At 70.3% G+C, this 24,047-nt stretch carries 21 protein-coding genes; 11 read left to right on the top strand and 10 right to left on the bottom strand.

Features of this window, described 5'->3' with window-relative positions:
- The first annotated feature begins 131 nt into the window (after positions 1–131).
- Positions 132–1,154, top strand: coding sequence for a zinc-binding dehydrogenase (locus tag J2W78_RS06080; protein ID WP_253368911.1), 1,023 nt, complete (start codon positions 132–134; stop codon positions 1,152–1,154).
- A gap of 5 nt (positions 1,155–1,159) precedes the next feature.
- On the opposite strand, the gene J2W78_RS06085 is transcribed toward J2W78_RS06080, so the two are convergent.
- From J2W78_RS06085 to J2W78_RS06110, 6 genes are all read right to left on the bottom strand, one after another.
- Positions 1,160–2,047 carry a LysR family transcriptional regulator gene (locus tag J2W78_RS06085; RefSeq protein ID WP_253368913.1) on the bottom strand — a complete coding sequence of 296 codons (888 nt, stop codon included), beginning with the start codon at positions 2,045–2,047 and terminating at the stop codon, positions 1,160–1,162.
- A 329-nt stretch (positions 2,048–2,376) separates the two neighbouring features.
- A complete protein-coding gene (locus tag J2W78_RS06090) occupies positions 2,377–2,820 on the bottom strand; it encodes a DMT family transporter (RefSeq protein ID WP_253368915.1) in 444 nt (147 codons plus the stop codon).
- Positions 2,821–2,933: 113 nt separating this feature from the next.
- Positions 2,934–3,374, bottom strand: coding sequence for a cupin domain-containing protein (locus tag J2W78_RS06095; protein WP_253368916.1), 441 nt, complete (start codon positions 3,372–3,374; stop codon positions 2,934–2,936).
- Entirely contained in the window at positions 3,371–5,044 is a 1,674-nt protein-coding gene (locus J2W78_RS06100; RefSeq protein WP_253368918.1) for a DUF4166 domain-containing protein, read from the bottom strand. Before J2W78_RS06100 ends, J2W78_RS06095 begins: the two co-directional genes overlap by 4 nt.
- An 8-nt stretch (positions 5,045–5,052) precedes the next feature.
- Entirely contained in the window at positions 5,053–5,937 is an 885-nt protein-coding gene (locus tag J2W78_RS06105; protein ID WP_253368920.1) for a hypothetical protein, read from the bottom strand.
- Complete coding sequence (locus J2W78_RS06110; RefSeq protein WP_253368922.1) at positions 5,934–6,353, bottom strand: hypothetical protein; 420 nt, start codon at positions 6,351–6,353, stop codon at positions 5,934–5,936. Before J2W78_RS06110 ends, J2W78_RS06105 begins: the two co-directional genes overlap by 4 nt.
- A gap of 268 nt (positions 6,354–6,621) precedes the next feature.
- On the opposite strand from J2W78_RS06110, the gene J2W78_RS06115 reads away from it, so the two are divergent.
- Positions 6,622–9,591, top strand: coding sequence for a phosphoenolpyruvate carboxylase (locus tag J2W78_RS06115; RefSeq protein ID WP_253368924.1), 2,970 nt, complete (start codon positions 6,622–6,624; stop codon positions 9,589–9,591).
- Between the two features lie 41 nt (positions 9,592–9,632).
- Here J2W78_RS06115 and J2W78_RS06120 read toward each other — a convergent pair whose 3' ends face one another.
- The gene (locus tag J2W78_RS06120; protein ID WP_060771797.1) at positions 9,633–9,878 is read right to left on the bottom strand and encodes a hypothetical protein; all 246 of its coding nucleotides are present in this window, start codon (positions 9,876–9,878) and stop codon (positions 9,633–9,635) included.
- A gap of 343 nt (positions 9,879–10,221) precedes the next feature.
- On the opposite strand from J2W78_RS06120, the gene J2W78_RS06125 reads away from it, so the two are divergent.
- The 6 genes from J2W78_RS06125 to J2W78_RS06150 all read left to right on the top strand — a co-directional run bounded on the left by J2W78_RS06125 (position 10,222) and on the right by J2W78_RS06150 (position 16,038).
- Positions 10,222–10,425, top strand: coding sequence for a hypothetical protein (locus J2W78_RS06125; protein WP_253368926.1), 204 nt, complete (start codon positions 10,222–10,224; stop codon positions 10,423–10,425).
- 147 nt (positions 10,426–10,572) lie between these two features.
- A complete protein-coding gene (locus J2W78_RS06130) occupies positions 10,573–10,917 on the top strand; it encodes a hypothetical protein (protein ID WP_253373979.1) in 345 nt (114 codons plus the stop codon).
- A 423-nt stretch (positions 10,918–11,340) separates the two neighbouring features.
- On the top strand, positions 11,341–11,817 hold the full coding sequence (locus tag J2W78_RS06135; RefSeq protein WP_253373980.1) for a (2Fe-2S)-binding protein: 477 nt from the start codon (positions 11,341–11,343) through the stop codon (positions 11,815–11,817).
- The gene (locus tag J2W78_RS06140) at positions 11,814–14,165 is read left to right on the top strand and encodes a xanthine dehydrogenase family protein molybdopterin-binding subunit (RefSeq protein ID WP_253368928.1); all 2,352 of its coding nucleotides are present in this window, start codon (positions 11,814–11,816) and stop codon (positions 14,163–14,165) included. The genes J2W78_RS06135 and J2W78_RS06140 overlap by 4 nt, the downstream gene beginning before the upstream one ends.
- 140 nt (positions 14,166–14,305) lie before the next feature.
- Positions 14,306–14,692, top strand: a complete 387-nt coding sequence (locus tag J2W78_RS06145) for a hypothetical protein (RefSeq protein WP_253368930.1) — start codon at positions 14,306–14,308, stop codon at positions 14,690–14,692.
- 200 nt (positions 14,693–14,892) lie between these two features.
- A complete protein-coding gene (locus J2W78_RS06150) occupies positions 14,893–16,038 on the top strand; it encodes a sensor histidine kinase (RefSeq protein ID WP_253368932.1) in 1,146 nt (381 codons plus the stop codon).
- 44 nt (positions 16,039–16,082) lie between these two features.
- Here the strand turns inward: J2W78_RS06150 and J2W78_RS06155 are convergent, their stop codons facing one another.
- Positions 16,083–16,346, bottom strand: a complete 264-nt coding sequence (locus J2W78_RS06155; protein WP_253368934.1) for a hypothetical protein — start codon at positions 16,344–16,346, stop codon at positions 16,083–16,085.
- Positions 16,347–16,536: 190 nt separating this feature from the next.
- On the opposite strand from J2W78_RS06155, the gene J2W78_RS06160 reads away from it, so the two are divergent.
- On the top strand, positions 16,537–18,375 hold the full coding sequence (locus J2W78_RS06160) for a pyrroloquinoline quinone-dependent dehydrogenase (RefSeq protein WP_253368936.1): 1,839 nt from the start codon (positions 16,537–16,539) through the stop codon (positions 18,373–18,375).
- Between the two features lie 12 nt (positions 18,376–18,387).
- Here J2W78_RS06160 and J2W78_RS06165 read toward each other — a convergent pair whose 3' ends face one another.
- Both J2W78_RS06165 and J2W78_RS06170 read right to left on the bottom strand, forming a co-directional pair.
- Positions 18,388–18,909, bottom strand: coding sequence for a hypothetical protein (locus J2W78_RS06165; RefSeq protein ID WP_253368938.1), 522 nt, complete (start codon positions 18,907–18,909; stop codon positions 18,388–18,390).
- A gap of 103 nt (positions 18,910–19,012) precedes the next feature.
- Entirely contained in the window at positions 19,013–19,426 is a 414-nt protein-coding gene (locus J2W78_RS06170) for a hypothetical protein (protein ID WP_253373981.1), read from the bottom strand.
- Between the two features lie 244 nt (positions 19,427–19,670).
- Between J2W78_RS06170 and J2W78_RS06175 the strand changes: the two genes are divergently transcribed.
- Complete coding sequence (locus tag J2W78_RS06175) at positions 19,671–20,786, top strand: efflux RND transporter periplasmic adaptor subunit (RefSeq protein WP_253368940.1); 1,116 nt, start codon at positions 19,671–19,673, stop codon at positions 20,784–20,786.
- 2 nt (positions 20,787–20,788) lie between these two features.
- Positions 20,789–23,968 (top strand): efflux RND transporter permease subunit, encoded by a 3,180-nt coding sequence (locus tag J2W78_RS06180; protein ID WP_253368942.1) that lies wholly within the window; start codon positions 20,789–20,791, stop codon positions 23,966–23,968.
- The last annotated feature ends 79 nt before the right edge of the window (positions 23,969–24,047 follow it).

The following is a 24,047-nucleotide window of genomic DNA, read 5'->3' on the forward strand; positions in this document are numbered from 1 at the left end:
CGGAGCGCCGCAGGGGCCTCCACGCCGCTGCCGTTTCGCGATACGGGAAGGCCGCGGCCTCAAAAGGCCGGCTTCCCCCCAGGGTCCCGGTCGGGACCGGCCCCTCCCGACGGCAGACGAGATCAGTTCTGATGCAAGCCCTCCAGCTTTTCGGCGATCGCGACCTGCGCCTCACCGAGGTCGAGCCGCCGCCCGCGCCGGGACCGGGCGAAGTGCAGATCCGGGTCCGGGCGGTCGGCCTCAACTTCATCGATGTGTGGGGCTTTCGCGGCATGGCCTTCGCCAAGCGCAAGCTGCCGCTCACCGTCGGCGCGGAGGCGGCGGGCGAGGTCGCCGCAATCGGCGAGGGCGTCGAGGGCCTCTCCGTCGGCGATGCGGTGGTGCCCTACGGCGCGCTGACCTGCGGCCGGTGCCGCGCCTGCCGGGAGGGGCGCGACAACCTGTGCGAGGACGTCTCGGGCGTGATGGGCTTCCATCTCGACGGCTTCGCCCGCGAGCGGGTCAACCTGCCCGCGCGCCTCGTGGTGCGGGTGCCGGGGGGCGTCGATCACGTCCAGGCGGCCTGCGCCGGCATCGCCTTCGGCACGGTGCAGCACATGCTGTTCGACAACGCGCGGCTGGAGCCGGGCGAGTCGATCCTCGTCCATGCCGGCGGCTCGGGCATCGGCACGGCGGCGATCAAGATGGCCAAGGCGATCGGCTGCACCGTCTACACGACGGTGGGCGACGACACGAAGGGCGAGAAGGCGAAGGCGCTCGGCGCCGATTACGTCGTCAATTACCGCGAGGAACGCTTCGAGGGCGAGGTGCGGCGGCTGACCAAGCGCAAGGGCGTGGACGTGGTGTTCGAGCATGTCGGCGCCGAGACCTGGAACGGCTCGCTGCTCTGCCTGAAGCGCGGCGGACGGCTCGTCACCTGCGGCTCGACCTCGGGCGTCTCGGTGCAGATGAACCTGATGCAGTTGTTCCAGCAGCAATACCGCATCACCGGCTCGTTCGGCTGCCGCATCGCCAACATGAGCCAGAGCCTCGACAAGATGGCCGCCGGCCTCACCCCGGTCATCGACACGGTGTTGCCGCTCGCCGACTTCGCGCAAGGGCTGGAGCGCCTGGAATCGCGAAAGGTGTTTGGGAAAATTCTTGTGACGCTCTGACCCGTTCAGGCGAAGAGGCGGCTGCCGAGGCCGGGGAGGTCGCGAAAGCTGTCCGCCACATGGCCCGCGAGCGCTCGCGCCGCCGGGCCGGCCCCGTCACGCGGACGCACCAACACGTCGTAGCTGCCGAGTGGGGGCAGGGCCGCAATCCGCTGGAAGGGCGGCCGCGCGACGCTCAAGGGGAGCGGCGCCACCGCAAGATCCGCCTCCACCGCCGCGATCTGGCCCTGGCAATGCTCGCTCGTATAGGCGACCCGGTAGGGAATGCCCGCCCCATCGAGCGCATCGAGCGCCGCCGCCCGCCACGTGCAACCACTCTGGCAGAGCGCGAGCGGCAGGGGTCGGCGCGCCTCGGCGAGGCCACCGCGCAGGCCGATCCAGACCAGATCTTCGGAGTGAACTACCTGCGCCGCGCGGTTGGACGGGAGATGGCCGGCATAGAGCACGAGGTCGAGTTCGCCCTCGGCGAGGGCCTCCACCAGAAGGCGGCTCGCATCGAGCCGCACATCAACCTCGACCTGGGGATGGGTGGCGGCGAAGCGGCGCAGCATCGCCGGCAGGGCGAACAGGCCGGAATCGTTGGGTGCGCCGAAGCGCACTCGCCCCTCCATCGGCGGCGCGTCGAAGAAGGCCACGACCTCGTCGTTCAAGGCGAGCAGGCGGCGACCGAGGCCGAACAGCGCCTCGCCATCCGCCGTCGGCACGACGGCGCGCGGCTGGCGCAGGAACAGCGCCCGGCCCAAGCGCTCCTCCAGACGCTTGATCTGGAGGCTGATCGCCGAGGGTGTGCGCCCGACCCGCTCAGCCGCACGAGCGAAGGTGCCGGCCTCGCAGATCGTCACGAAGGTGCGGACGAGATCGAGATCGAGGTTCGACGGATTGAGCGCACTCACGGCGATGATAATCCTGCTGCGTCTCCCGCCCTACGGTGAGCATCCCTCACCGTTTCCATAAAATCAATTCGTTCGATTCATCGCATGACACGCCCCATGCTGTCCGCCACAGAAGGGGAGGCAGAGATGATCGAGCGGTTTGGATGGATCGTGCGGTGGGGGATCGCCCGCCTCATGGCCGCATGGCACCGATACCGGCCGGCGGCCTCGCGCGACGGGCGAGGTAAGGCGGTCGCGGAGGACTTGTCCGGTCTCGACGAGCGGCTTCTGACCGATCTTGGCGTGACGCGGTCCGGCAAACTGCTCTCCAGCAGCGAAGGGCCGCCGCGTCAGCGCAGGCAGACGAGGACGAGGCCGCCGATCATCAGCCCGCAGCCGAGGATGCGCCAGGGGTCGGCGGTGTGCTGGGCGAACCCGACCCAGCCGAAATGGTCGAGCAGAACCGAGGTGACGATGGCGGCGGTCACGGTGATGCCGGTGAAGACGGCAGCACCCAGCCGCTCGGCGATGAAGATCGTGGCGAGCACGTAGGTCGCGCCCATCGCCCCGCCGAGCCATGCCCACCACGGCACGCCCGCGAGCCGCTGGCTCCCCGGCCAGCCGATCCCGATGAAGGGCGCGGCTGCTAGATAGACCGCGACATTGGCCGCGGTGACTACGAGGGCCGCGAGGATCGGCTGATCGAGCGCCTTGTTCAGAGAGGCGTTGGCGCCCGCCTGCACCGTGTTGAGAATGCCGGCGATGGCGGCCGCGGCGGCGATGAGAAACGGCATCGTTCGGCTCCGCTGGGGGATCAGGGCTTCACGAAACTTCCGATCCCCGATCGTGTCCCGCGCCGCCGCTCTGCGGCATGATGCCGTCCGATCGGCGCCCCGATGACTGTCCGTCAGCGCCGCGGCGTCGGGCGCCAATCCTCGGGCGCCATCTCGAAGCCGGAGAACTCGAAACCCGGCGAGACCGTGCAGCCGACGAGCGTCCAGGCGCCCAGACTCGTCGCCGTCTGCCAGTGGCCCGCGGGCACCACGATCTGCGGGCGCTGGCCGCGCAGGAGGTCGGGCCCGAGATGGTGGGCGGAGGCGTCGTGGCCGTTGGGGCTCATCGTGATCACCATCGGCGCGCCGGCATGCCAGTGCCAGATCTCGCCCGCATCCACCCGGTGCCAGGCCGAAGTCTCGCCGAGGCCGAGCAGATAGTAGATTGCGGTGCCGACCGAGCGGCCCTCGACCGTGCGGGGGTCGCGAAACGTCTCGCGGTAATGTCCGCCTTCCGGGTGGGGCTCCAACCCGAGGGCGTCGATCACCTGCGCGGCCGTCAGCGTATCGCTCATGGCGCTTCTTCTTCCCTCTCGTCGCAGCGGACCAGCCAGCCGCGATAATGCACCAGCAGCCCCAGGAACGGCAGGAACAGGGCCACGTCGAAGCGGAAGCGGCCCTGCGCATCGACACGCTCGCTCGCCTGCGTCGTCGGCCGCAAGAACCGCGGCAGGGGCAGCGGGCCGAGCCGCCAGCCCGTTACCGCCATGTCGAGCCCGTCGGCATGGGCACTTACCGCGAGATCCATCGCGAACGGGCCGAAATGCTCGCGCACCCGCCCGCTCCCGTCGGGGCCGGCGCGCCGCATCCGGCTGGAAAAGCGGCGGCTCGGGAAGTGCCGCGTCCAGCGTTCCGAGCGAGCGTCGATGTCGGGCTCCATCGTCACGCGGATCGGCCCGTCCTCCAGGGCGGGCGGCAACCGGAACAGCCCAGCGACAAGCGCGATCAGGGGGCCGCGCCCGCGCGCCACCGTGGCCCGGCCGCGAAAGACGCCGTCGCCCACCGCGCCGTGCACGGCGCGCAACGGTTCGGGCATCCGCGCGAAGCCGTCCCCGAGCACCTGCTCGAACAGCGGCACGGGGTGATCGAGGTCGCGGCAGGTGCGGATGGCGAGGCGAGCCATCTCGGCCTCGATCGCTTCCAGCGGCAGCACGCCGACGCAGGGGCGGGCGCCGGGCGGTATCGGCGCCGCGGACGGATCGGTGAGCCGGCGGATCGCCGCGAGTGCGGGCAGGGTCGGAACGTACGGTCCGTCGCCGGCCTCGGCGACGAGGCTCCACACGGCGCGGACCGGCCGCCCGGCCGCGTCGATTCCCAGAGCCTCGACGCTCATGCCGCCGCGGTCGCTGCCGAAGCGGTCGAGCCAGCCGGCGATCGCCAGGAAGGGGCGGGCGAAGGGTACGAGCGAGGGCAGCAAACGCCAGCGCACCGGCAGACTCGCGAGGCTCAGGCCCAGATGCAGCAGGGGCAGTTCGAGCCCGGCGCGGAACAGGGCCGTGCGCAGGACGGGGAAACGGGCGGGGAGGATATCGAGGTCGGGCGTCTCGCACAGGCTGGCGAAGCGCCGGCCAAGACCCGGCACCGCGATCCGGTCCAGCAGGCCCCAGCCGGGCCGGTTCTGCCACGTGCCGGCCCGCAGCACCCGCACAGGCTGCCCGGCATAGGAGAGGATCGCCCGCATCACCGAGAGGCCGCGCGGCGCCCGGTTGCCCGGCACGATGGCGACCCGCACCGTCTCGACCGTGCGCCAGCCCGCGGTGAGCGCGTCGAGCGCCGCATTCGAAAGGGCAGGGGTCGAGCTGGCGCCGGTCAGCGCGACGACGCCGTTGGCCCGCGCCGCCGCATCGAGGGCAGGAAAGGCCGCCACGAAGTCGCGACCGTCGGCGAGATCGAGATAGGGCAGGCCGGCCTCGATCGCCGCGCGGGCGAGCAGGGGCGCCCCGCCCTGGAACGGGCCGGCGGCATCCACCGCGACCGTCGCGCCGAGCGCCCGCAACTGCGCCGCATCCACCTCCGTCGCGTCGAGCCGAGCCGCCCGCCCGCGCCCATCCGGCACGCTGCGGGCCACGGCCTCCGCCTTGGCGACATCGCGGCCGGCGACGATCACGCGGAGATCGGTGGTCGCGGCAAGCCCGGCGACGAGCCGCGCCCCGAAGGCGCCAGCCCCGCCCACCACGAGGATCACGGGTCCGCTCAGGGAATCGCCCCCTGCGGCAAGGCCGAACCCGGCACCCGTGGCGGCGTGAGATTTTGCGGGGCGCCACCGGTCGGGGGCTGCGCCGCCCGGCCTGCAGTCGCGGCATTCGCGGCCGACCGCGCGGCGGCCTTGGCAGCCTTTTCCGCCTTCTCCGCCTCCGCTGCGACCGCTTCGGGGGTCGGCGCCATGCGGCGGGCCTTCGGCGGCGGCAGGAGCTTGCCCGAGGGCGCGGTGCCGCATTCGCGAAAGCGCAGCTCGGCCAGGGGCTCGCCCGTCTCCGCGTTGATCGGCAGGCTGTCGGGAAGGGCCACGAGGGAGGCGTCCCACTGGATCCGCCCCCCGATGGTCCCCTCCAGCGTGGCCGGCGACGCGCCCCGGCGCAGGGACAGCAGATCCGGCCCGTAGGCGGTGGCGACCTTGCCGGCGACCACAACCTGCAGCACGCGGGTCACGTCGGGCGTCAGCGGGCGCAGGGGGTTGTCGATGGTGATGCGGCCGCTGCGGGTCACCCACAGATCGAGGTTCTTCTCGCCCTGATAGCGGACTGCTTGGCCCGGATCGCAGGCGACCGGCGGCGCGGCAAAGTTCATCCCCGTGGACGAGGGGACGGCGGAGGAAATCGGGTTCGCGGCCGGTTCGGCGGGCGGCGTGTCCGCCGATTTCGCGGGCTCGGTCTCGACCGGCGCGGGCTTGTCCTGCGGCGCGGGTTTGGCCTGCGGCTTAGGGCGGGGCTTGGGCCGTATCTTGCGCTTGGGCGCCTCCGGCACCGCCTCGGCAGGCGCCGGGGCTGCCTCGTCCTGTGCCACGCCCCTGGAAACCAGGCCGGGGACGAGCATCATCCAGGCCGCTGCGAGAGCGGCGAGCAGGCCGACCCGCCTCATCGGGCCGCCCGGTCCTTCGCCTCGGAGGGCGGGTGCGGGTCCGGCGCGAGCGTCTGCTTCACCACTTGGTTCTGCTGGTCGAGAAGGTGATCGAGCATCCGGCTATCGAGTTCTTCCGCTTGAAACTTTCGGGGCTCTCCGGCCGCGGGCCTATCGACCGTTTCACCGTCGATGATGGGGCCGTCAATGATGTCGCCATCGCGGATCGGGCCTTCGAGAACGCGCGCATCGAGCACCTGCGCCCCGCGGTCGATCGGACTCGGCTGGGACGGGGTCAGCGCCTTCGCGACGGCGTCGGCATCGTCGGCCCATTCCTCCTCGAGGGGAAGGCGCAGGGGCGGCCGGCGCGGCCCCTTGGAGAGCGTTACCACGAAGACGCAGGCGAGCAGGGTCGCCGCCGCCGCGGCAAGGATCACCAGAGTTTCCATGATCGGGCCGACCCTAGACCGGATCGCGCGCCGTTGCACGCGCGGCCGGCTTCGGCCGTGCCGAGTGAGGTCCGGGATCGGAGGCGACGGTTTACGATTGAGGCCACGCGATGACGGCGGCACATCCCTTCCATCCCCCCTCCACGCCCTTCTACCTCCCTTGCCGGAACGGTCCTTGCGTCGCGCGCCGAAGGGTGAGAACCGCGTGGTCGCCGCCATCCGACGGTCACCGGCCGCTCACGCCCAGGAACGCTCGATGCCCCTCGAAGACCCCCATTCCGGCCCGCCGCTTCCCGCGACGCCGACATCCGGGCCCCCGACGGCATCAGCCGCCCCCGCACGGCCCGCGGATCGCGACGTCTCCGATCGTGACTTGGAGGCCGAGCTGCTCGACCTCGTCGCCCGCACCCGCGAGCAGGCGAGCGAGGATCCGTTCCGCAACCCCGTTCTCGCCGTCACCCTCGCCATCACCCGCCGGCTCGACCGGGACGAGATCGGGGAATCGGATCTCGACGCCCTGCTCGCCACCCTGCGGCGGCGGGCGCTGACAGACCGGGCCGAGCGGCTGCGCGCCTATGTCGGCCTCGACGCCGACGCCGCCACGGGGGAAGCGCCCGCGGTGGAGGTCGCGAACCGGCTCGTGGCGGCGGTGGCACGGGGCTCGGGCGATTTCGACGCGTTTCGCGGGCGCGTCGGCCGCACCGCTTTTGCGGCCGTGTTCACGGCGCATCCCACCTTCGGCATGCCGCGGGCCGTGGCCGAGTTGATCGCGCGGGCCGCCTCGCTCGCCGACGCGGACCGGCGCGCGCCGATCATCGGCGAGGCCGCCGCCCGCTCGACCCGGCCCGATCCGCAGATCAGCCTTGATGACGAATTCGAGCAGGCCTGCGTCGCCGCCAACCACGGTCGTGCAGCGATCGACGCCTTCAACGGTGCGATCCTCGACGCCGCCCGCGCCCGCTGGCCGGACCGCTGGACCGAACTGGTGCCCAAGCCGCTGGCCATCGCGAGCTGGGTCGGCTGCGACACCGACGGCCGCACCGATATCGGCTGGTGGGACACGATGCGCTACCGGCTGATCTCGAAGCGCATGCAGTTCGACCGGCTGATGCGCGACCTGCCGGACGTGCCGGCCACCCGCGTGGTGCGCGAACTGACCGCGGGCGCGCGGGATGCCGTCGAGCGCCAGCTCGCGGGCGCACCGCTGCTCGGCACCAAGCCCTCACTGGAGGCGGTCCACCGCTTCGCCCTAGCCCTCATCATCGAGCGCGAGCGCGCGCAGACCGATGCCGGGCCGATCCTGGCCGGGCTCGCCGCCGCGATCGGCGCCGCCGAGTCGGACGCGGACCGCCGCGCCATCGCCGTGCTGCGCTCAGGCATCGCCGCCCACGGCCTGTCGAACGCCCTGCCGCATTTCCGGCTCAACGCCAGCCAGATTCACAACGCGGTGCGCCGGGTCATCGATCTGGAGGGCGAGCCGACCGACGCGGCGCAGCGCCGCTCGCACCTCTCGGCGATCAACACGCTGCTCAACGACGTGCGCCCCGTGCCCGTCGATTTCGGGGCGCTCGCCGCCGAGCGGGCCTCGGCCGCACGGCTGATGATGACGATCACCCAGATCCTCAAGCATGTCGACGGCACCCACCCGGTGCGCTTCCTCATCGCCGAGACCGAGACCGGCTACACGCTGCTCGCCGCACTCTGGCTCGCGCGCCATTACGGCATCTCGGACAAGCTCGAGATCACCCCGCTGTTCGAGACCGCGAGTGCGCTGGAACAGGGCATCCGTGTCCTCGACGATGCCCTGCGCAACCCGCATTGGCGGGCCCACCTCAAGCGGCTCGGCCGGCTCTCGGTCCAGTTCGGCTACTCGGATTCCGGGCGCTATGTCGGCCAGTTGGCGGCGACCTTCTGGATCGAGCGCCTGCGCCTGCGCATCACCGAATTGATGACGCAGAACGGACTCTCCGACATCGAACTCGTGATCTTCGACACCCACGGCGAATCGATCGGCCGCGGCGCCCACCCAACGAGCCTGCGCGACCGCCTCGCCTATCTCGCGCCGGAGGATTCGCGCCAGCGCAACGCGCGTGCGGGCATCCGGGAGCGGCTCGAATCGAGCTTCCAGGGCTCGGACGGCTACCTGATGTTCGGCTCGCCCGAACTCGCGGGCGCCTCGGTGGCACGCATCGCCGAGCACATCTTCGCCGACGCGCTGACCGAGGACGACGCCTTCGCCGATTACGCACTCAACGAGGGCAAGGCCGCCACGTCCGGCGCCGACCCGATCTACGAGGAGGCCGATTTCGCCGCCGAGTTCTTCCGGGTCGTGCGCCAGGACATGGAGATCCTGGTCGATGATCGCGGCTACGCGGCGCTGCTCGGCACCTTCGGCCCCAGCCTGATCGACCGCACCGGCTCGCGCCCCGTGGCGCGCCAGTCGGATGGCGGCGGGCCGGCCACGATCACCCATCCACGCCAGATGCGGGCGATCCCCAACAACGCGATCCTGCAGCAGCTCGGCTATCTCGCGAACTCGCTGCACGGCGTCGGCCGCGCCGCGCACCGGGCGCCGGAGCTGTTCCGGCATATGCGGACGAACTCGGTACGCTTCTCGCGCGCCTTCCGCCTCGTGCAGCACGCCGCCAGCGTCGGCGATCTCGACGTGATGCGCGCCTACATCGACACGCTCGACCCGGCCGTGTGGCTGGAGCGCGCCCGGCGCACCCGGCGCGACGCCCGGCGCGACGAACTCGTCACCATCGCCGCCGCACTGGAGCGGCTGAACCTCTCGCCCGACCTGCGCCGCCTGTTCGGGCGGCTCACCCGCGACGGGCTCTTCCTCCAGGCGGCGGCGCCGGATCTCCCCGCGATGTCGACCCGGCTCGCCCTGCTCCACGCGATCCGCCTCGCGCTGATCCACCGGATCTGGTTCCTGGCCGCCCACATTCCGAGCTTCCGGCCGCAGGCCGGGCTGACCCGGGAGGCGCTGCTGGAGCGGTTCCTGCGCCTCGACATCGACGGATGCCTGAAGCTGCTCGACGAGATCTACCCCGTCACCCCCGACCCGACGCTGGGCCTCAACTTCGGCGAGCCGCCGGGCCCGCGCGACGTCGGCACCTACGAGACCGAGCACAACACGCTGTTCGGCCCGATCCGGCGGATGTTCGAGCGGGTGCGGGAGATCTCGGGGATCATCCAGCACGAGGTCGGCGCGTTCGGCTGACCCGCGCGAGAGGTAAGGGGGGGCTCGCCCCCCTGCCGGCGTCAGTGCTTCATCATGCTCTCGAAGCTCTCGTGGGGCTCGACCTTGCCGGCGAAGCGCGCGAGCCGGCTCAGGCTCGGTTCGGCGAGGCCCCCGGCATTGGCGTAGGTGGCGAGCGCGAAGCTCACCAGCAGCTCGGCCTCTTCCAGGGTCATCGCCCGCCCGCTCAGGGTGCTGGCCGCGCCGCGCACCGCGAGGACGGCTTGGCGGAAGGCGGGGTCGTTCTTCAATTCGTCCAGGCGACTCATCGGGCGTCCTCGGGGCCGTACTCGGTGTCGGGTGATCCTGCCGGCAGGGCCGGCGATGCGGATCCACGCATGAAACGCCTGCCACCCCGTCCGGTGTCCGGCGGGAGGCAGCCTCGGCGTGCCTCTCAAATCGCCGAGCCACCGACCGTTCCACCGTCTGACCTGACGGGGTGGCGGCCGTTCCGTGAGAGACACGCGACGCGGCTTAAGCGAACCACGACCGAACGCAAACATCGCTCGGCCCACGGCGCGGTGCGGTTGTTCTCGCGTCCCCTCGCCATCAGCGCGGGCAGCGATACATTGCCTTTCGATCGTCGGCTTCAGATCGCGGAGGAGGGGCACCATGGACGGTATCGGCGCAGGCATCGACCGGGACGAGACCAACGAGCCCGCCTATCTCGATGGGCGCCGGGCCGCCGAGCGGCGCGAGGAGGCGCAGAACAACCCGCATCCCTCGGGCTCGGACGATCACCGCCTCTGGCAGGCGGGCCATGCCTCGGTGACGGCGCCCGACGTCGTCGCAGACAAGGTGGGCGACTTCGCCTGAGACGTCCGGAACCTTCACGCGGGATAAGCGTCCCCGTCTCGGTCCCCCCCTCGGGCAACCTTCGCTGGACCGTCGCGGTCGGAGAAGTCGGGATCGGCGATGGGGCGTTCTGGAATGGACGCCGACAATCAGCGCGGAGGAGCGGCGATGCGGGTGCTGGAAACGCCGGATGGGCGCTACATCGTCGTGCATGGCCGTCTGTGGCGGCGCCATCGGCCCGATCTCGAACCGCTGCAGCGCGACCGCTTGGTCCGTGATCTGATGGATGCCCGCCGCGGGGTGCGCGCCGCCAAGCGCTCCGGCGACGAGGCGGCGCTCGTGAGCGCCCGCGCGGCCGTCGATGCCGCCAAGCACGGGCTCGGCGAGCGCGGCCCGGTCTGGTGGACGGACGGCGCGCCCGACCTCAACCGGCGCATGATCGCCAACACGCCCTATGCCGCTTGGTATACGGCCCTGCCCGCCGCCGTGAAGGCCGAGCACGAGCGTCGATGAGAACGGGCGGGGGCAGCATTTGCTAAAGCCCCGATGTGCGCGACCGCACAGACGATTTCGAGCGATGGCTCGGGGTAGGGCCACTCGCCGCCTCGTGACGCCGATGCGACGGACACAACCGTGTCGCGCGATTGCCAGAGCGTCCCAGTTCTGATTAATTCCAGATAAGAAATGCATTCGAGGCCGTCCTGCGGCCTCCGCATCGTCGCGGCGCAGCGAAACGGCTGTGGCCAGCGGCAGGCACACCTAAGAGCCGGACGGCATCGCCCGTGAAACCGGTCGCCAACGGCACCGCCCACCCGCCTGTCGGGCTTCGGGCCGGTCCCGGTACGGCATCCCTGGGGAACGGTAGATCGATCCGGCCGCCGGGCGGGCATTCCCTCCGCTCGCGCGCCCTCCCTTCTGAAACGGCAGATGGCAACGATGATAAAACTCACGGTCAACGGAGCCGAACGCAGCTTCGACGGCGATCCCGAGATGCCGTTGCTCTGGTACCTGCGCGACGAACTCGGCCTCACCGGCACCAAGTTCGGCTGCGGCATCGCCCAGTGCGGCGCCTGCACGGTCCATCTCGGCGGCACCGCCGCGCGGTCCTGCATCACGCCGATCTCCGCGGCGGAAGGTCAGGCGATCACGACGATCGAGGGGCTCTCGCCCGACGGCAACCACCCGGTCCAGGTGGCGTGGCGTGACCTCAACGTCGCCCAGTGCGGCTACTGCCAGACCGGCCAGATCATGCAGGCGGCGTCCCTCCTCAAGGACTCGCCGAAGCCGACCGACCAGCAGATCGACGAGAACATGAGCGGCAACATCTGCCGCTGCGGCACCTATCCGCGCATCCGCGCCGCGATCCATCAGGCTGCCGGTCAGGCGCCCGCTTCCAAGGGAGACAGCCTGTGATCCACGAAGCAAAACTGATGGCCGAACTCGCCGCCTCCCAGAACGCCGCCGGTCCGGTCCGGATCGACAATGTCAGCCGCCGCGGCATCCTCGGCGGCATGGGCGCCCTCGTGCTCGCCCTCTCGCTCGCCGATCGGGCCAAGGCCGACGAGGGCCAGACCGAGGAGCAGAAGGCGAAGAAGTTCGGCGCCGACGGCATGCCCAACGGCTGGCGCGACGATCCGAAGGTCTTCGTCGCGATCGCCAAGGACGGCACCGTCACCGTCACCAACCACCGCTCCGAGATGGGCCAGGGCGTTCGCACCTCGATCGCCTTCACCGTCGCCGACGAGCTGGAGGCCGACTGGTCGAAGGTGAAGGTGGTCCAGGCCTGGGGTGAGGAGACCCACTTCGGCAACCAGGACACCGACGGCTCGCGCTCGCTCCGCCACTTCTTCCAGCATTTCCGCCATGCGGGTGCAGCCGCCCGGCTGATGCTGATCCAGGCCGCCGCCAAGCAATGGGGCGTGCCCGCGGGTGAGGTGAAGGCCGCGAACCACGTCCTGACCCACGCCAAGTCGGGCCGTACGCTCGGCTATGGCGACGTCGCCGAGGCGGCAGCCAGCCTGCCGGTGCCGGCCCGCGAGAGCGTTCAGCTCAAGAAGCCCGAGGCCTTCCGCTACATCGGCAAGGGCAAGATCGGCCTGATCGACAACCGCGACATCACCACCGGCAAGGCGATCTACGCCCTCGACGTGAAACTCGACGGCATGCTCTACGCCGTCGTCGCGCGACCCGCCGTCTATGGCGGCAAGGTCGTCTCATTCGACGACACCGAGGCCAAGAAGGTCCCAGGCGTCGTGAAAATCATCAAGATCGAGGGCGGTGAGATCCCGTCCGAGTTCATGCCGCTCGGCGGCATCGCGGTGATCGCCAAGAACACCTGGGCGGCGATGAAGGGCCGCGAGGCCCTCAAGATCACCTGGGATGACGGCCCGAACGCGTCCTACGACACCACCGCCTTCCGCAAGGAACTGGAGAAGGCCGCCCGTGCTCCGGGCAAGGTCGTGCGGGTTGCAGGTGACGTCGATGGCGCGATGAAGACCGCCAAGGCGAAGTTCGAGGCGGAGTACTTCGTGCCCCACCTCGCCCAGGCGCCAATGGAGCCGCCGGCCGCGGTCGCCCGCATCAAGGATGGCGCCTGCGAGATCTGGGCCTGCACGCAAGGGCCGCAGGCCGCCCATGACCGGGTGGTGAAGCGCCTCAACCTACCCGCCGACAAGGTGCGGGTGAACGTGACGCTGCTCGGCGGCGGGTTCGGCCGGAAGTCGAAGCCCGACTACGTGGTCGAGGCGGCGCTTTGCTCGCAGGCCATGGACGGCCAGCCGGTCAAGTTGGTCTGGACCCGCGAGGACGACATCCAGCACAGCTACTACCACACCATCTCGGTCGAGCGGATCGAGGCGGGCGTGGACGAGAAGGGCATGCCGGTGGCGTGGCTCCACCGCTCGGTGGCGCCGACGATCGGCTCGATCTTCGCGCCCGATCCCAAGCACGAGCTGCCGTTCGAGCTTGGCATGGGCCTCGTCAACAACCCGCTCGCCCTGAAGAACCTGCGGTTCGAGAACCCGGAAGCCTCCGCCCATACCCGGATCGGCTGGTTCCGCTCGGTCTCGAACATCCCGCACGCCTTCGCGATCCAGTCCTTCGTGGCCGAACTCGCACACGCGGCGGGCCGCGACCCGAAGGATTACCTTCTCGACCTCATCGGCCCCGCCCGGAAGATCGACCCGACCGAGATCGGCGATGTCTGGAACTACGGCGAGGATCCCAAGCGCTACCCCGTCGATACCGGCCGCCTGCGCCGCGTCATCGAGATGGTGGCCGACGGCACCAAGTGGGGCCGCAAGCTGGAGAAGGGCCGGGGCCTCGGCATCGCCGGCCACTACAGCTTCGTGACCTACACCGCGGTCGCGGCCGAGGTGGAGGTCGATGACAAGGGTCAGGTGAAGGTCCACGCCATCGACATCGCCGTCGATTGCGGGCCGCAGGTGAACCCGGAGCGCGTTCGCTCACAGATGGAAGGCGCGGTGGTCATGGGAATGGGCCTCGCGCTCACCTCGAAGATCACCTTCAAGAACGGCCGGGCCGAGCAATCCAACTACGACGGCTACGAGGTTCTGCGCATCGACGCCGCCCCGAAGGTGGTGCGCGTGCATCTCGTGCCCTCCAACGACTACGACAGCCCGCTCGGCGGCGTCGGCGAGCCGGGTGTTCCCCCGGTCGCGCCGGCCATCGCCAACGCGGTCTTCGCCGCCACCGGACGCCGGGTGCGGGAGCTGCCGCTGCGCGACCAGCTCAGCTCCTGAGGTCGCCGGCCGACGCCCTTCCCCCTCACCGGGGAGGGCGTCGGCCGACATTCGAGGCGTCCGAGTGTTGGCGTAACCGGCAACCCTGGGACGCCTCGCGACTTTCACAGGCATCTGTGTTGCACGAGGACCCACGCTTCATGACATCCACCGCCCGCCTCACCCTCGGCCTGTCACTGGCCGGAATCCTGTTGGCCGGCCCGGTGCTCGCCTCGCCCTGCTCGGACAAGATCGCGGGGCTCAACGGCCGGGCGAAGTCCGAGGCGTCGGATTCGATCTCGGCCTCGTCGAGCGGCAAGTCCGTCGCTGCCCAGCGCGAGGGCGAGGGACAGACCGGCACCGGCGGTCAGACCGATAAGGGCACCGCATCTCCGGAGAAATCCGCCGAGGCGGGCAAGGGCGCCGAGCAGGCCCAACAGGCTCGCGTGGCCATGGAAGAAGCCCTGACAGCCGACAAGAAGGGCGATACCGCGGGCTGCGAGGCGGCCGTCGCCCGCGCGGAAAAGCTCCTCGACGCCAAGCCCTGAGCCTGAAACGGAACGCGTCGCGCTCGTGAAACTCAACGATGGTTGCGGAGGGAGGGCGCGGACCGATCGTGCCTTTCCCCTCTCGTATCTCCTTCCCTCTTTCTCTGCGCACCCACCCTTCTCACATTGCCGACACCGTCTTCTGCGATCGCGCATCGTTCGCGCGTGAGCCCCGATTTCGGGAACCCTGAGACGACCGTATGACCGAGATTTCACCGGAGGTTCTGGACCTCCGGTTGCGCCAGCAGGCGATCCTCTCCGATTTCGGCGTCGAGGCCCTGCGCGCCACCGAACTGCTGCCGTTGCTGCAGCGGGCAACCGAACTGTGCGCCGAGGGCATCGGGGCGCAGTTCTGCAAGGCGCTCGAATATCAGCCGACGCAGGACATGCTCCTCGTCTGTGCCGGCGTCGGCTGGGAGCCTGACTGCATCGGACGGGCGGTCGTCGGTGCCGACCTCGCCTCCCCCGCGGGCTATGCCCTGAAGACCGGCCGCCCCGTTATCTCCAACCATCTGGAGAACGAGACCCGCTTCCGTACGCCGGAACTGATGGCGAGACACGGCATCCGCCGGGCGGTGAACGTGCTCATCACCAACCGCGAGGGTCATTACGGCGTCCTTGAGGTGGACGACACCCGCGAGGGGATGTTCGGCCCCGCCGACATCGCCTTCATGCAGGGCTTTGCCAATCTGCTCGGCAGCGCGATCGAGCGTCAGCGCTCGGAGGCACAGCTCAAGGTCGCGCTCGAACGGCAGGACCTGTTGAGCCGCGAGATGAGCCACCGGGTCAAGAACAGCCTTGCCGTCGTGGCGGGGCTTCTCGCGCTCCAGGCCCGCGGCACCGACAACGACGATGTGAAAAGCGCCCTTGCCGACGCGCGCGCCCGCGTCGAGGCGGTGGCTCAGGTCCATGACCAGCTCTGGCGCCAGCCGGACCTGACGCGCATCGACGTCGCCGGCTTCCTCGAAGCCTTATGCGAAAAGCTCACGGAGACGGCGGGCGCCCATGCCTTGATCTGTCGCGCAGAGACCGTGACCATGCCGGCCGATCTTGCGATTCCGCTTGGCTTGTTCGTCAACGAACTCGTGACCAACGCGATCAAGTACGCCTATCCCGACGGGCACGGCGAAATCCGCGTCGAGGCGGTGATGCGCGCGGATGGCGGGCTCACCGTCTCGGTCTGTGACGACGGCATCGGGCTGCCACCGGGCTTCGACCCGCTTAAAACCCGCGCGAGCCTCGGGATGCGTGTCGTCAGCAATCTGTCCCGACAGCTCGACGGCACCCTGACGCTGAAACCAGGCAAGGGCGCTCAGTTCGAACTGTGGATGGCCCCGCGCGGGTAAGCCGGATTCGGAGGCATGGCCGCCCCCGACTCCTTCTTCGAGGATCAGTTGCCCCCGCCGCTTCCGCCGCCGCCGCTGCCCTGCGGCACCGCGCGCGAGGGCTGGTTGGCATTGCCGCCGGCGGCCGAATCGGTCTGCACCGTGTCTGCCCCGGTGCTTCCGCGCGGGGTGGTGACGTTCGAGTCGGCACCTGTATTGTTCTGGCCGCCGGTGACCGGTGCGCCGGACTGGGGTGCCGTCGGCGCCGTGGTCTGGGCGAAGGCCGGTCCGGCAAAGGCCAGCGTCGCGGCCAGGATCAGGGTTCGCATCAAGTCCTCACGTATCGAGTGATGTGATCGCCGCTTGGGTGCCCGTCGAACAGGCCGGCGCTGGGTCTGTGATGGAGGAACCACACAAACGGAGGATGGGTCCGAGAAGATCGTGCGGCCAAAGCGCCTTCGCCGTTCGACAGGATCGCCGCCCCACCGTAACCAGGACGCGAAGCACGGGAGAAGCAAAGTGAAACGCCGCACGAATACGCTTGCCGAGTGCCGGCGGATGCATCCAAAGCGTGGACGCGCCGGCCTTGCCGCCGTGCTGTTCCTTGCGGCGCACCTTCTGCCGACGGGGCAGGCTTCCGCGCAGGAGACCGGTCGCTCCTCCGGCGATTGGCCGGCCTTCGGGCGCGATGCCGGCAACACGCATCATTCGCCGGTGGCGCAGATCGATCGCGGCAATGTCGGCCGCCTGCGCCCGGCCTGGATCTTCCAGACCGGCGTCACCGGCTATTTTCAAGCCGAGCCGGTGGTGATCGAGGGCGTGATGTACGTCTCGACCACGGGCAACCACGTCGCGGCGCTGGACGCGAAATCCGGCAAGACGCTGTGGACCTACACCCACAAGGCGCGCACGGAAAAGATTTTCGGGCCGCCCTCGAACCGGGGCGTGGCGGTGTCCGGCGGACTTGTCTTCGAGGCGACCATGGACGGGCGCGTGATCGCGCTCGATGCGAAGACCGGCCGGTTGGTCTGGGATCACGAGGCGGTGCGACCGGAGGAGGGCGAAACCGAGACCGCCTCGGCGCTCGCGGCGAGCCTTGGCGACAAGCCGGTCCAGGGTTCGAGCCGCCTCGGCTTCAAGATGCCGCCGCTGGTCGCCGACGGCCTCGTCATCGTCGGGGTGACGGGAGCGGGCTACGGCCTCCACGTCGAGGATGAGAAGGGCGGGCTCGACGGCGGCGCGGTGGTCGGGATCGAGGGCGGCTACGGCCGGCGCGGTTGGCTCGCCGCCTACGACGCGAAGACCGGCGAGGAGCGCTGGCGCTGGTACGTCACCAAGGCCGACGGCTGGGAGGGCGGCTTCGTCGAGAAGACGCCGGACGGCCTCCCGCTCCATCGCGACATCGCTGCGGAGAAGGCCGCAGCCCCCGAGCACCGGGAAGCGTGGAAGGTCGGCGGCGGCTCGCTCTGGATGACGCCGGCCTACGACGCCGATCTCGGCCTGATCTATCTCGGCACCGGCAACCCCGCGCCGCAGAATTTCGGTCTGACGCGCCCCGGCGACAACCTCTACACGATGAGCCTCGTGGCGCTCGACGTGAAGACTGGCAGCTTGCGCTGGCACTTCCAGCAGGTGCCGCACGAGCAGTGGGGCTACGACGTGGCGAGCCCGCCCTTCCTGCTCGACTACCCCGGCGAAACAGGCCTGGTGAAGGCGGTGGCGCAGGCGAGCAAGCTCGGCTGGATCTACGTCCATGACCGCGCCGACGGGCGGCTCGTCGCCAAATCCGCTCCGCTCATCACCCACAAGAACCTGTTCGTGCCTCCGAGCCCCGAGGGCACGGTGGTCAGTCCCGGCCCCCTCGGGGCGGTCTCCTGGCATCCGGTGGCTTATGATGCGGGCAGCGGGCTCGCCTTCGCGCAGGTGCGGCACGGGGCGGCGACCTACACGGTGAAGACCGCGCCGGCCGCGGGCGGACGCGGCGAGATCCGCTACACCGAGACGGGCGAGGCCAAGGGCGAGCCGGCCTTCTCGACCCTGACCGCGGTCGATCTCTCGAAGAGCGGGGCGGTGGCGTGGTCGCACAAGGCTGGAAGCCGGCTCTCCGGCGGAACCCTCGCCACCGCGGGCGGCCTCGTCTTCTCAGGGGAGGAGGACGGGCATCTCGACGCGCACGACGCGAAGACCGGCGAGATTCTGTGGCGCTTCCAGTGCGGGGCGGGCATCGGCGGACCGCCGGTCACCTACGCGATCGAGGGCCGCCAATACGTGGCGGTCGCCGCGGGCGGCGCCTCCTTCACCAAGGGGTCCGGCTTCGGCACGGGCGACGCGCTCGTGGTGTTCGCGCTGCCCGAGTAGCGGGCCCCCGCCTCACCCCGCCACGTCGGACTTTTCATCCCCGTCCTCCGGCTCGTGCCCGTCCGCCTCGTCCTCCGGCGTCTCGTCGGAGGCGGGGCGGGGTGTTCCGGCCGCGTAGAAATCGCCCCGGCGCACCGCTTCGCCGCTATTGGCCATCACGCTGAGATAGGTGTTGAGCGTGTTGGGCGCGACATCGGGCAGGCGCCGCGCGATCTCGGCATGCGACAGGCCCTGCGGCCCGGCCTCCTCCAGGAGAGCTTTCAGCCGCCCCTTGGCCGAGTTGGCCCGCGGGCCGCGGCTGCCCCGGCCGCCGCCGCGCACCGAACGCGCCTCACCCGGAAACGCCGGTGCGACCGCGCCGCGCCCGCTCGCCACCGCCTCCAAGGGGCCACCCTCCACGATGGAAGCGAGCGACTTCTCCGCGATCCGGAGCTTGGTCAGCTCCGCGGAGACGCGGTCGTACTCAGTTTGGAGATCGGTCATCCGCTGCCGGACATCGGCCAGGGCCTTGGCCAGCGTATCGCCTTCGGACATGACGGGAGCTCTCAACCCATGCGGGACGTAATGGGGCCTACAGCCACAAGTCGTCCTCTCTCGTCAACAGATGGGGTTCGTAAATCGGTACCTTAGCGGGCCTTCAGCCGCCGGAAGGGCGGGTCGGCGGCGGCAGGAGCTTACCCGATTGGTAATCCATCGGATGCGGCCTCGGCGGCGGCGCGTCCGGATTCTTCTGCCAGCCCTTCCGGCCCTCGGCGAGGCCGAACTCGACGAAATGCACGAGCGGATTGCAGCCACTCTCGCGCACGTCCGGGTTGGCCTTCAGGTAGCCTTCGCTGCTGAAACCGGCGCTCGGGTCACGCCCCTCGCGCCAACCGTAATGGATGTAATGGACCAACGGCCCCTGCGGAAACCCGCGCACATCCGGATACCAGTACAGGTAATAGATCGGATCGAAACCCGGGAGCGGGACGCGGACGATCGAGGGCGGCGCTCGCCGCGTCGTCAGGGCCGACAGGCTCGGCTTCTTCAGAAACTTCTTCACCGCGCGCACGGATCTCAACGACTCTCTTGGACAGGTCATCTCTCATCGGCGGATTGCGCCGGCCTGTCCAGTACCGGAGGGCGACATCGGGCACGCAGAGCAGCTCGACGCGCCGGGCGCGCCTTCCACCGATGTCACGGCGCGTGTCCTGTTTCATGCGGATCGGTCAACAAGAACCAAGTAGACCACGCCGAACAAACCGGGCAAAAGTGGCAAATCGCGCAGAGAACGCGAGAAGTGTGGAGGCGTGGTGATGCGGCGGGTCGTCCTGCCCGTGGGGCTGGCGCTCGGCGCGGGTGCGCTCGGCGCACTTGGCGCACTCACGCTGACAGAAGCCGGCATCGGCCTGCGCGTGAAGGCCGGCCCCGTCCTCTCGGACCTGCATCATCGTTTTTCCGGAGTGCCGGCGCCTGCCGCCCATCAGCCGCCGGCCGCACCGGGCCCCCCGCCGTCGCGGGTTGCGGTGGAAGGCGGCCAGGCCGTCGTGCGGCTGACCGAGGCGGAGCAGGCGCGGATTGGCGTCGCGACGGCGCGGCACAAGCGGATGCCCCACCGCATCGAGGTACAGGCTTTCGGCTCGGTCCTCGACCTCGCGCGGGTGACGGAACTCACCAACAGCTACGCGAGCGCCAGGGCGCAGTTGCAGACGGCCGAAGCCAAGGCGGAAGTCTCGCGCGCCGCCTACACCCGGGCGCGCAGCCTCGGCCAGTACGCAACGCAGGTGCAGCTGGAGACGGCCGAGGGTACCTTCCGCACCGACGAGGCGGCGCTCGCCGCGGCGCAGTCGCAGGTCCGGACGCTCGCGGCCACGGCGCAGCAGGAATGGGGCACGGTGATCGGGCGGGCGATCATCGAGCGTTCGCCCGTCATCACCCGGCTGATCGAGCGCACCGATTTCCTGGTGCAAGTGACACTGCCGCCGGGCGAGACCTTGAAGGCGCCGCCCGGCACGGCCCATGCCGAGGTGCCACCACAAAGCGAGCGCGTGGCGCTGCGCTACGTCTCGCCCGCGACCCGGACCGACCAGCGCATCCAGGGCGTCAGCTACTTCTACACCGTGGCCGGCGACAGCGGGCTCCTGCCGGGCATGAGCACGCTCGCCTTCCTGACGTCGGAGCGCGAGACGACGGGCATCGCCGTGCCGGAAAGCGCCGTGGTGCACTGGCAGGGCGGCGCCTGGATCTATCGGAGCGTCGGCGACGACGCCTTTGCGCGCCATCCCCTCCGGGCCGACGCACCGATCTCGGCCGACGCCTACGTCGTGGACGACCTCGGCCCGGAGGCGGAGATCGTCGTGACCGGGCCGCAGGCCGTCCTCTCCGAGGAACTGAAGGGGCAGATCCAGTCCTCGGATACGGACGACGATTGAGCATGCTCGACCAACGGCCCGCACGCGGACCGGCGCGCGACGATCCGCCGGCGCTCTCCCCTGCGCCCGTCGCATCGGGCCCTCAGGCCGCCCTGGTCGCTTTCGCGGTGCGCCGGCCCGGCATCGTCCTGGCGCTGGTCCTGGCGCTTGCCGTCTACGGCATCGTCGCCTTGGGTTCGGCCAAATACGACGTCTTCCCGGAATTCGCCCCGCCGACGGTGACGGTGCAGACCGAGGCGCCCGGCCTCAACCCCGAGCAGGTCGAGACCCTGGTGACGCAGACGCTGGAGGTCGCGATCGGCGGCCTGCCGGGTCTGGCGACGATGCGCTCGAACTCGATCCAGGGCCTGTCGGTCATCACCGCCACCTTCGCCTCCGGCAGCGACATCTACCGGGCGCGCCAGCTCGTGAACGAGCGTCTGGCCTCCATCACCGCGCGGTTGCCGCAGGGCGTGCTGCCCCCCACCATGACGGCACTGACCTCCTCGACGAGTTCGGTGCTCCTCATCGGCCTGACCTCCCCGACGCAGTCGCTGATGGAGCTGCGCACGGTGGCCGATTGGCGTCTGCGCCTGCGCCTGCTCGCGGCCCCCGGCGTCGGCGAGGTGCTGGTCTATGGCGGCGACCTGCGTTCGATCCGCATCCAAGTCCGGCCGCAGGATCTGGTGCGTTTCCGCATCGGCCTCAACGACGTGCTCTCCGCCGGCCGCAAGGCGACGGGCGTGCGCGGGGCCGGCTTCGTCGATACCGTCAACCAGCGCATCACCCTGCAGACCGAGGGGCAATCCCTGACCCCGGAGGCCGTGGCGCGCACCGTGCTCATCAACGAGGGCGGGGCGAGCGTGGTGCTCGGCGACGTCGCCGACGTTGCGGTGGCGCCGGAGCCGGCGATCAGCGCGGCCCTCGTCGATGGTAAACCGGGCGTGCTGCTGATGGTCGGCGCGCAATACGGCGCCAACACCCTCGACGTGACGGCGCAGGTCGAGGCTACGCTCGCCGAGATGCGCCCCGGGCTGGAGCGCGACGGCATCAGCTTACGCACCGACCTGTTCCGTCCGGCGAGCTTCGTCACGCAGGCCACCGACAACGTGGTCCAGGCGCTGGCGCTGGGCGGCATCCTCGTCGTCGTGGTGCTGTTCGTCTTTCTGGCCGATTGGCGCACGGCGCTCATCAGCGCTACGGCGATCCCGCTCTCGCTGATCGGCGCGGTGCTGATGCTCGGCCTGTTCGGCCAGAGCCTCAATACCATGACGCTGGGCGGCCTCGCCATCGCCATCGGCGAGGTCGTGGACGACGCGGTGATCGGCGTCGAGAACGTCATGCGCCGCCTGCGCGAGAACCGCCGCGCCGCCGTGCCTTCGAACGGCGCACGGGTGGTGCTCGATGCGATCCTGGAAGTGCGCGTCTCGGTCGCCTACGCCACCTTCGCGGTGCTACTGGTGTTCCTGCCGGTGCTGGCGCTGACCGGCGTGCCCGGCCGGCTGTTCGGCCCGCTGGCGCTGGCCTACATCCTCGCCGTGCTGACCTCGCTCGCCGTGGCGCTGACGGTCACGCCCGCGCTCGCGCGTCTGCTGCTCGCCGGGCGCACGAACCTGCCGAGCCGTGAGCCGCCGGTGATCCGGCATGTGCGCGGCGTCTATGTCCGCGGACTCGCCCGGCTCGACCGTCACCCGCGCCTCGTCTTCGGCATCAGCCTTGCCCTGACCCTCGCGGCGGCCCTGCCGGTGCCGTTCTTCGGCGGCGTGTTCCTGCCGGACCTCAAAGAGGGGCACCTCATCCTGCACATGGCCTCGGCGCCCGGCACCTCCCTTCAGGAGACGCTGAGGCTCGGCGAGCGCATCACGGCGGGGTTGAAGACGGTGCCCGGCGTGCGCGCCGTGGCCCAGCAGGTCGGGCGCGCCGAGGCGGGCTACGATCTCGGCGGCACGCATGACAGCGAGATCCATATCGATCTCGAGCCGGGCCTCGACGGCGAGGGCCAGGAGCGCGCCGAGGCCGGCATTCGCGCCTTGATGGCGGCCACGCCCGGCGCGAGCTTCTCGCTCAAGACCTTCCTGACCGAGCGCATCGAGGAGGTCGTCTCAGGCTTCACTGCGCCAGTCGTGGTCAGCATCACCGGCACGAATCTCGACCGGATCGAGGCCACCGCCCGCGACGTGGCGCGCGAACTCGCCGAGGTGCGCGGCGCGACCGACGTCCAGCTCAAGTCGCCGCCAGGTCTGCCGCAGGTGAATGTGAGCCTGCGCCCGACCGACCTGCGCCACTGGGGCCTCGACGCGATCGAAGTTCTGGAGATCGTGCGCACCGCGTATCAGGGCGACATCGTCGGCCAAGCCTACGAGGGCAACGCCGTGTTCAACGTCGTCGTGGTGCTCGAACCAGCCGCGCGCACCCGCCTCTCGACGCTCGGCCACCTGCCGCTGCGCACGCCGAGCGGCAGCTATATCCGCCTCGCCCAGGTGGCCGACATCTACGAGACCGCCGGACGCTACGCCGTCGGCCATATCGGCGCGCAGCGGGTGCGGGTGGTGACGGCGAACGTGGAAGGGCGCGACGTCGCCTCCTTCACCGAGGCCGCGAAACGGAAGATCGCCCGTGAGGTCGCGCAGCCCTCGGGCATCGATATCGGCTTCGGGGGGGCGGCCGAGACGCAGGCGAAAGCGCGGCGCGAACTCGCGCTCTACGCAGGGCTCGCCGGCCTCGGGATCGTGCTCCTGCTCCTCGTCGTGACGGGCTCGCTGACCAATCTCGCCCTCGTCCTCGTCAACCTGCCCTTCGCCTTCGTCGGCGGCGTGCTGGCGGTGGCGCTGAGCGGGGCCGTGATCTCGCTGGGCTCGATCGTCGGCTTCGTGACCCTGTTCGGCATCTCGCTGCGCAACACGATCATGATGGTCGCGCATTACGAGCATCTGGTGCTGCTGGAAGGACGCCCCTGGAACCTCGCGGCCGCCATCGAGGGCGCTGCCGACCGCCTCGTGCCGATCCTGATGACGTCCCTCGTTACCAGTCTCGGCCTGCTGCCGCTGGCGCTTGGTGCGGGTGAACCCGGCCGCGAGATCGAAGGCCCGATGGCTCTGGTCATCCTCGGCGGCCTTGCGACCTCGACGGTGCTCACCCTCGCCGTGCTGCCGATGCTGGCCCTGCGCTTCGCCCGGTTCAGCCCCGCGGAGGGCGGGCTGTGACCGTCGGATCGGATGCGAGATTCCGCTTATCATCCTGACGCGGCGTCGGCCCGCGGGCTCGTCGCCTACCCGTCAAAAC

This window comes from Methylorubrum extorquens (assembly GCF_024169925.1).
Classification (GTDB): domain Bacteria; phylum Pseudomonadota; class Alphaproteobacteria; order Rhizobiales; family Beijerinckiaceae; genus Methylobacterium; species Methylobacterium extorquens_A.

Bases quoted from the DNA above. Each gene is read 5' to 3' on its own strand.
- J2W78_RS06080 (WP_253368911.1), top strand. From the start codon at position 132: ATGCAAGCCCTCCAGCTTTTCGGCGATCGCGACCTGCGCCTCACCGAG.
- J2W78_RS06090 (WP_253368915.1), bottom strand. From the start codon at position 2,820: ATGCCGTTTCTCATCGCCGCCGCGGCCGCCATCGCCGGCATTCTCAAC.
- J2W78_RS06095 (WP_253368916.1), bottom strand. From the start codon at position 3,374: ATGAGCGATACGCTGACGGCCGCGCAGGTGATCGACGCCCTCGGGTTG.
- J2W78_RS06105 (WP_253368920.1), bottom strand. From the start codon at position 5,937: ATGAGGCGGGTCGGCCTGCTCGCCGCTCTCGCAGCGGCCTGGATGATG.
- J2W78_RS06115 (WP_253368924.1), top strand. From the start codon at position 6,622: ATGCCCCTCGAAGACCCCCATTCCGGCCCGCCGCTTCCCGCGACGCCG.
- J2W78_RS06120 (WP_060771797.1), bottom strand. From the start codon at position 9,878: ATGAGTCGCCTGGACGAATTGAAGAACGACCCCGCCTTCCGCCAAGCC.
- J2W78_RS06125 (WP_253368926.1), top strand. From the start codon at position 10,222: ATGGACGGTATCGGCGCAGGCATCGACCGGGACGAGACCAACGAGCCC.
- J2W78_RS06130 (WP_253373979.1), top strand. From the start codon at position 10,573: ATGCGGGTGCTGGAAACGCCGGATGGGCGCTACATCGTCGTGCATGGC.
- J2W78_RS06135 (WP_253373980.1), top strand. From the start codon at position 11,341: ATGATAAAACTCACGGTCAACGGAGCCGAACGCAGCTTCGACGGCGAT.
- J2W78_RS06145 (WP_253368930.1), top strand. From the start codon at position 14,306: ATGACATCCACCGCCCGCCTCACCCTCGGCCTGTCACTGGCCGGAATC.
- J2W78_RS06150 (WP_253368932.1), top strand. From the start codon at position 14,893: ATGACCGAGATTTCACCGGAGGTTCTGGACCTCCGGTTGCGCCAGCAG.
- J2W78_RS06155 (WP_253368934.1), bottom strand. From the start codon at position 16,346: ATGCGAACCCTGATCCTGGCCGCGACGCTGGCCTTTGCCGGACCGGCC.
- J2W78_RS06165 (WP_253368938.1), bottom strand. From the start codon at position 18,909: ATGTCCGAAGGCGATACGCTGGCCAAGGCCCTGGCCGATGTCCGGCAG.
- J2W78_RS06175 (WP_253368940.1), top strand. From the start codon at position 19,671: ATGCGGCGGGTCGTCCTGCCCGTGGGGCTGGCGCTCGGCGCGGGTGCG.
- J2W78_RS06180 (WP_253368942.1), top strand. From the start codon at position 20,789: ATGCTCGACCAACGGCCCGCACGCGGACCGGCGCGCGACGATCCGCCG.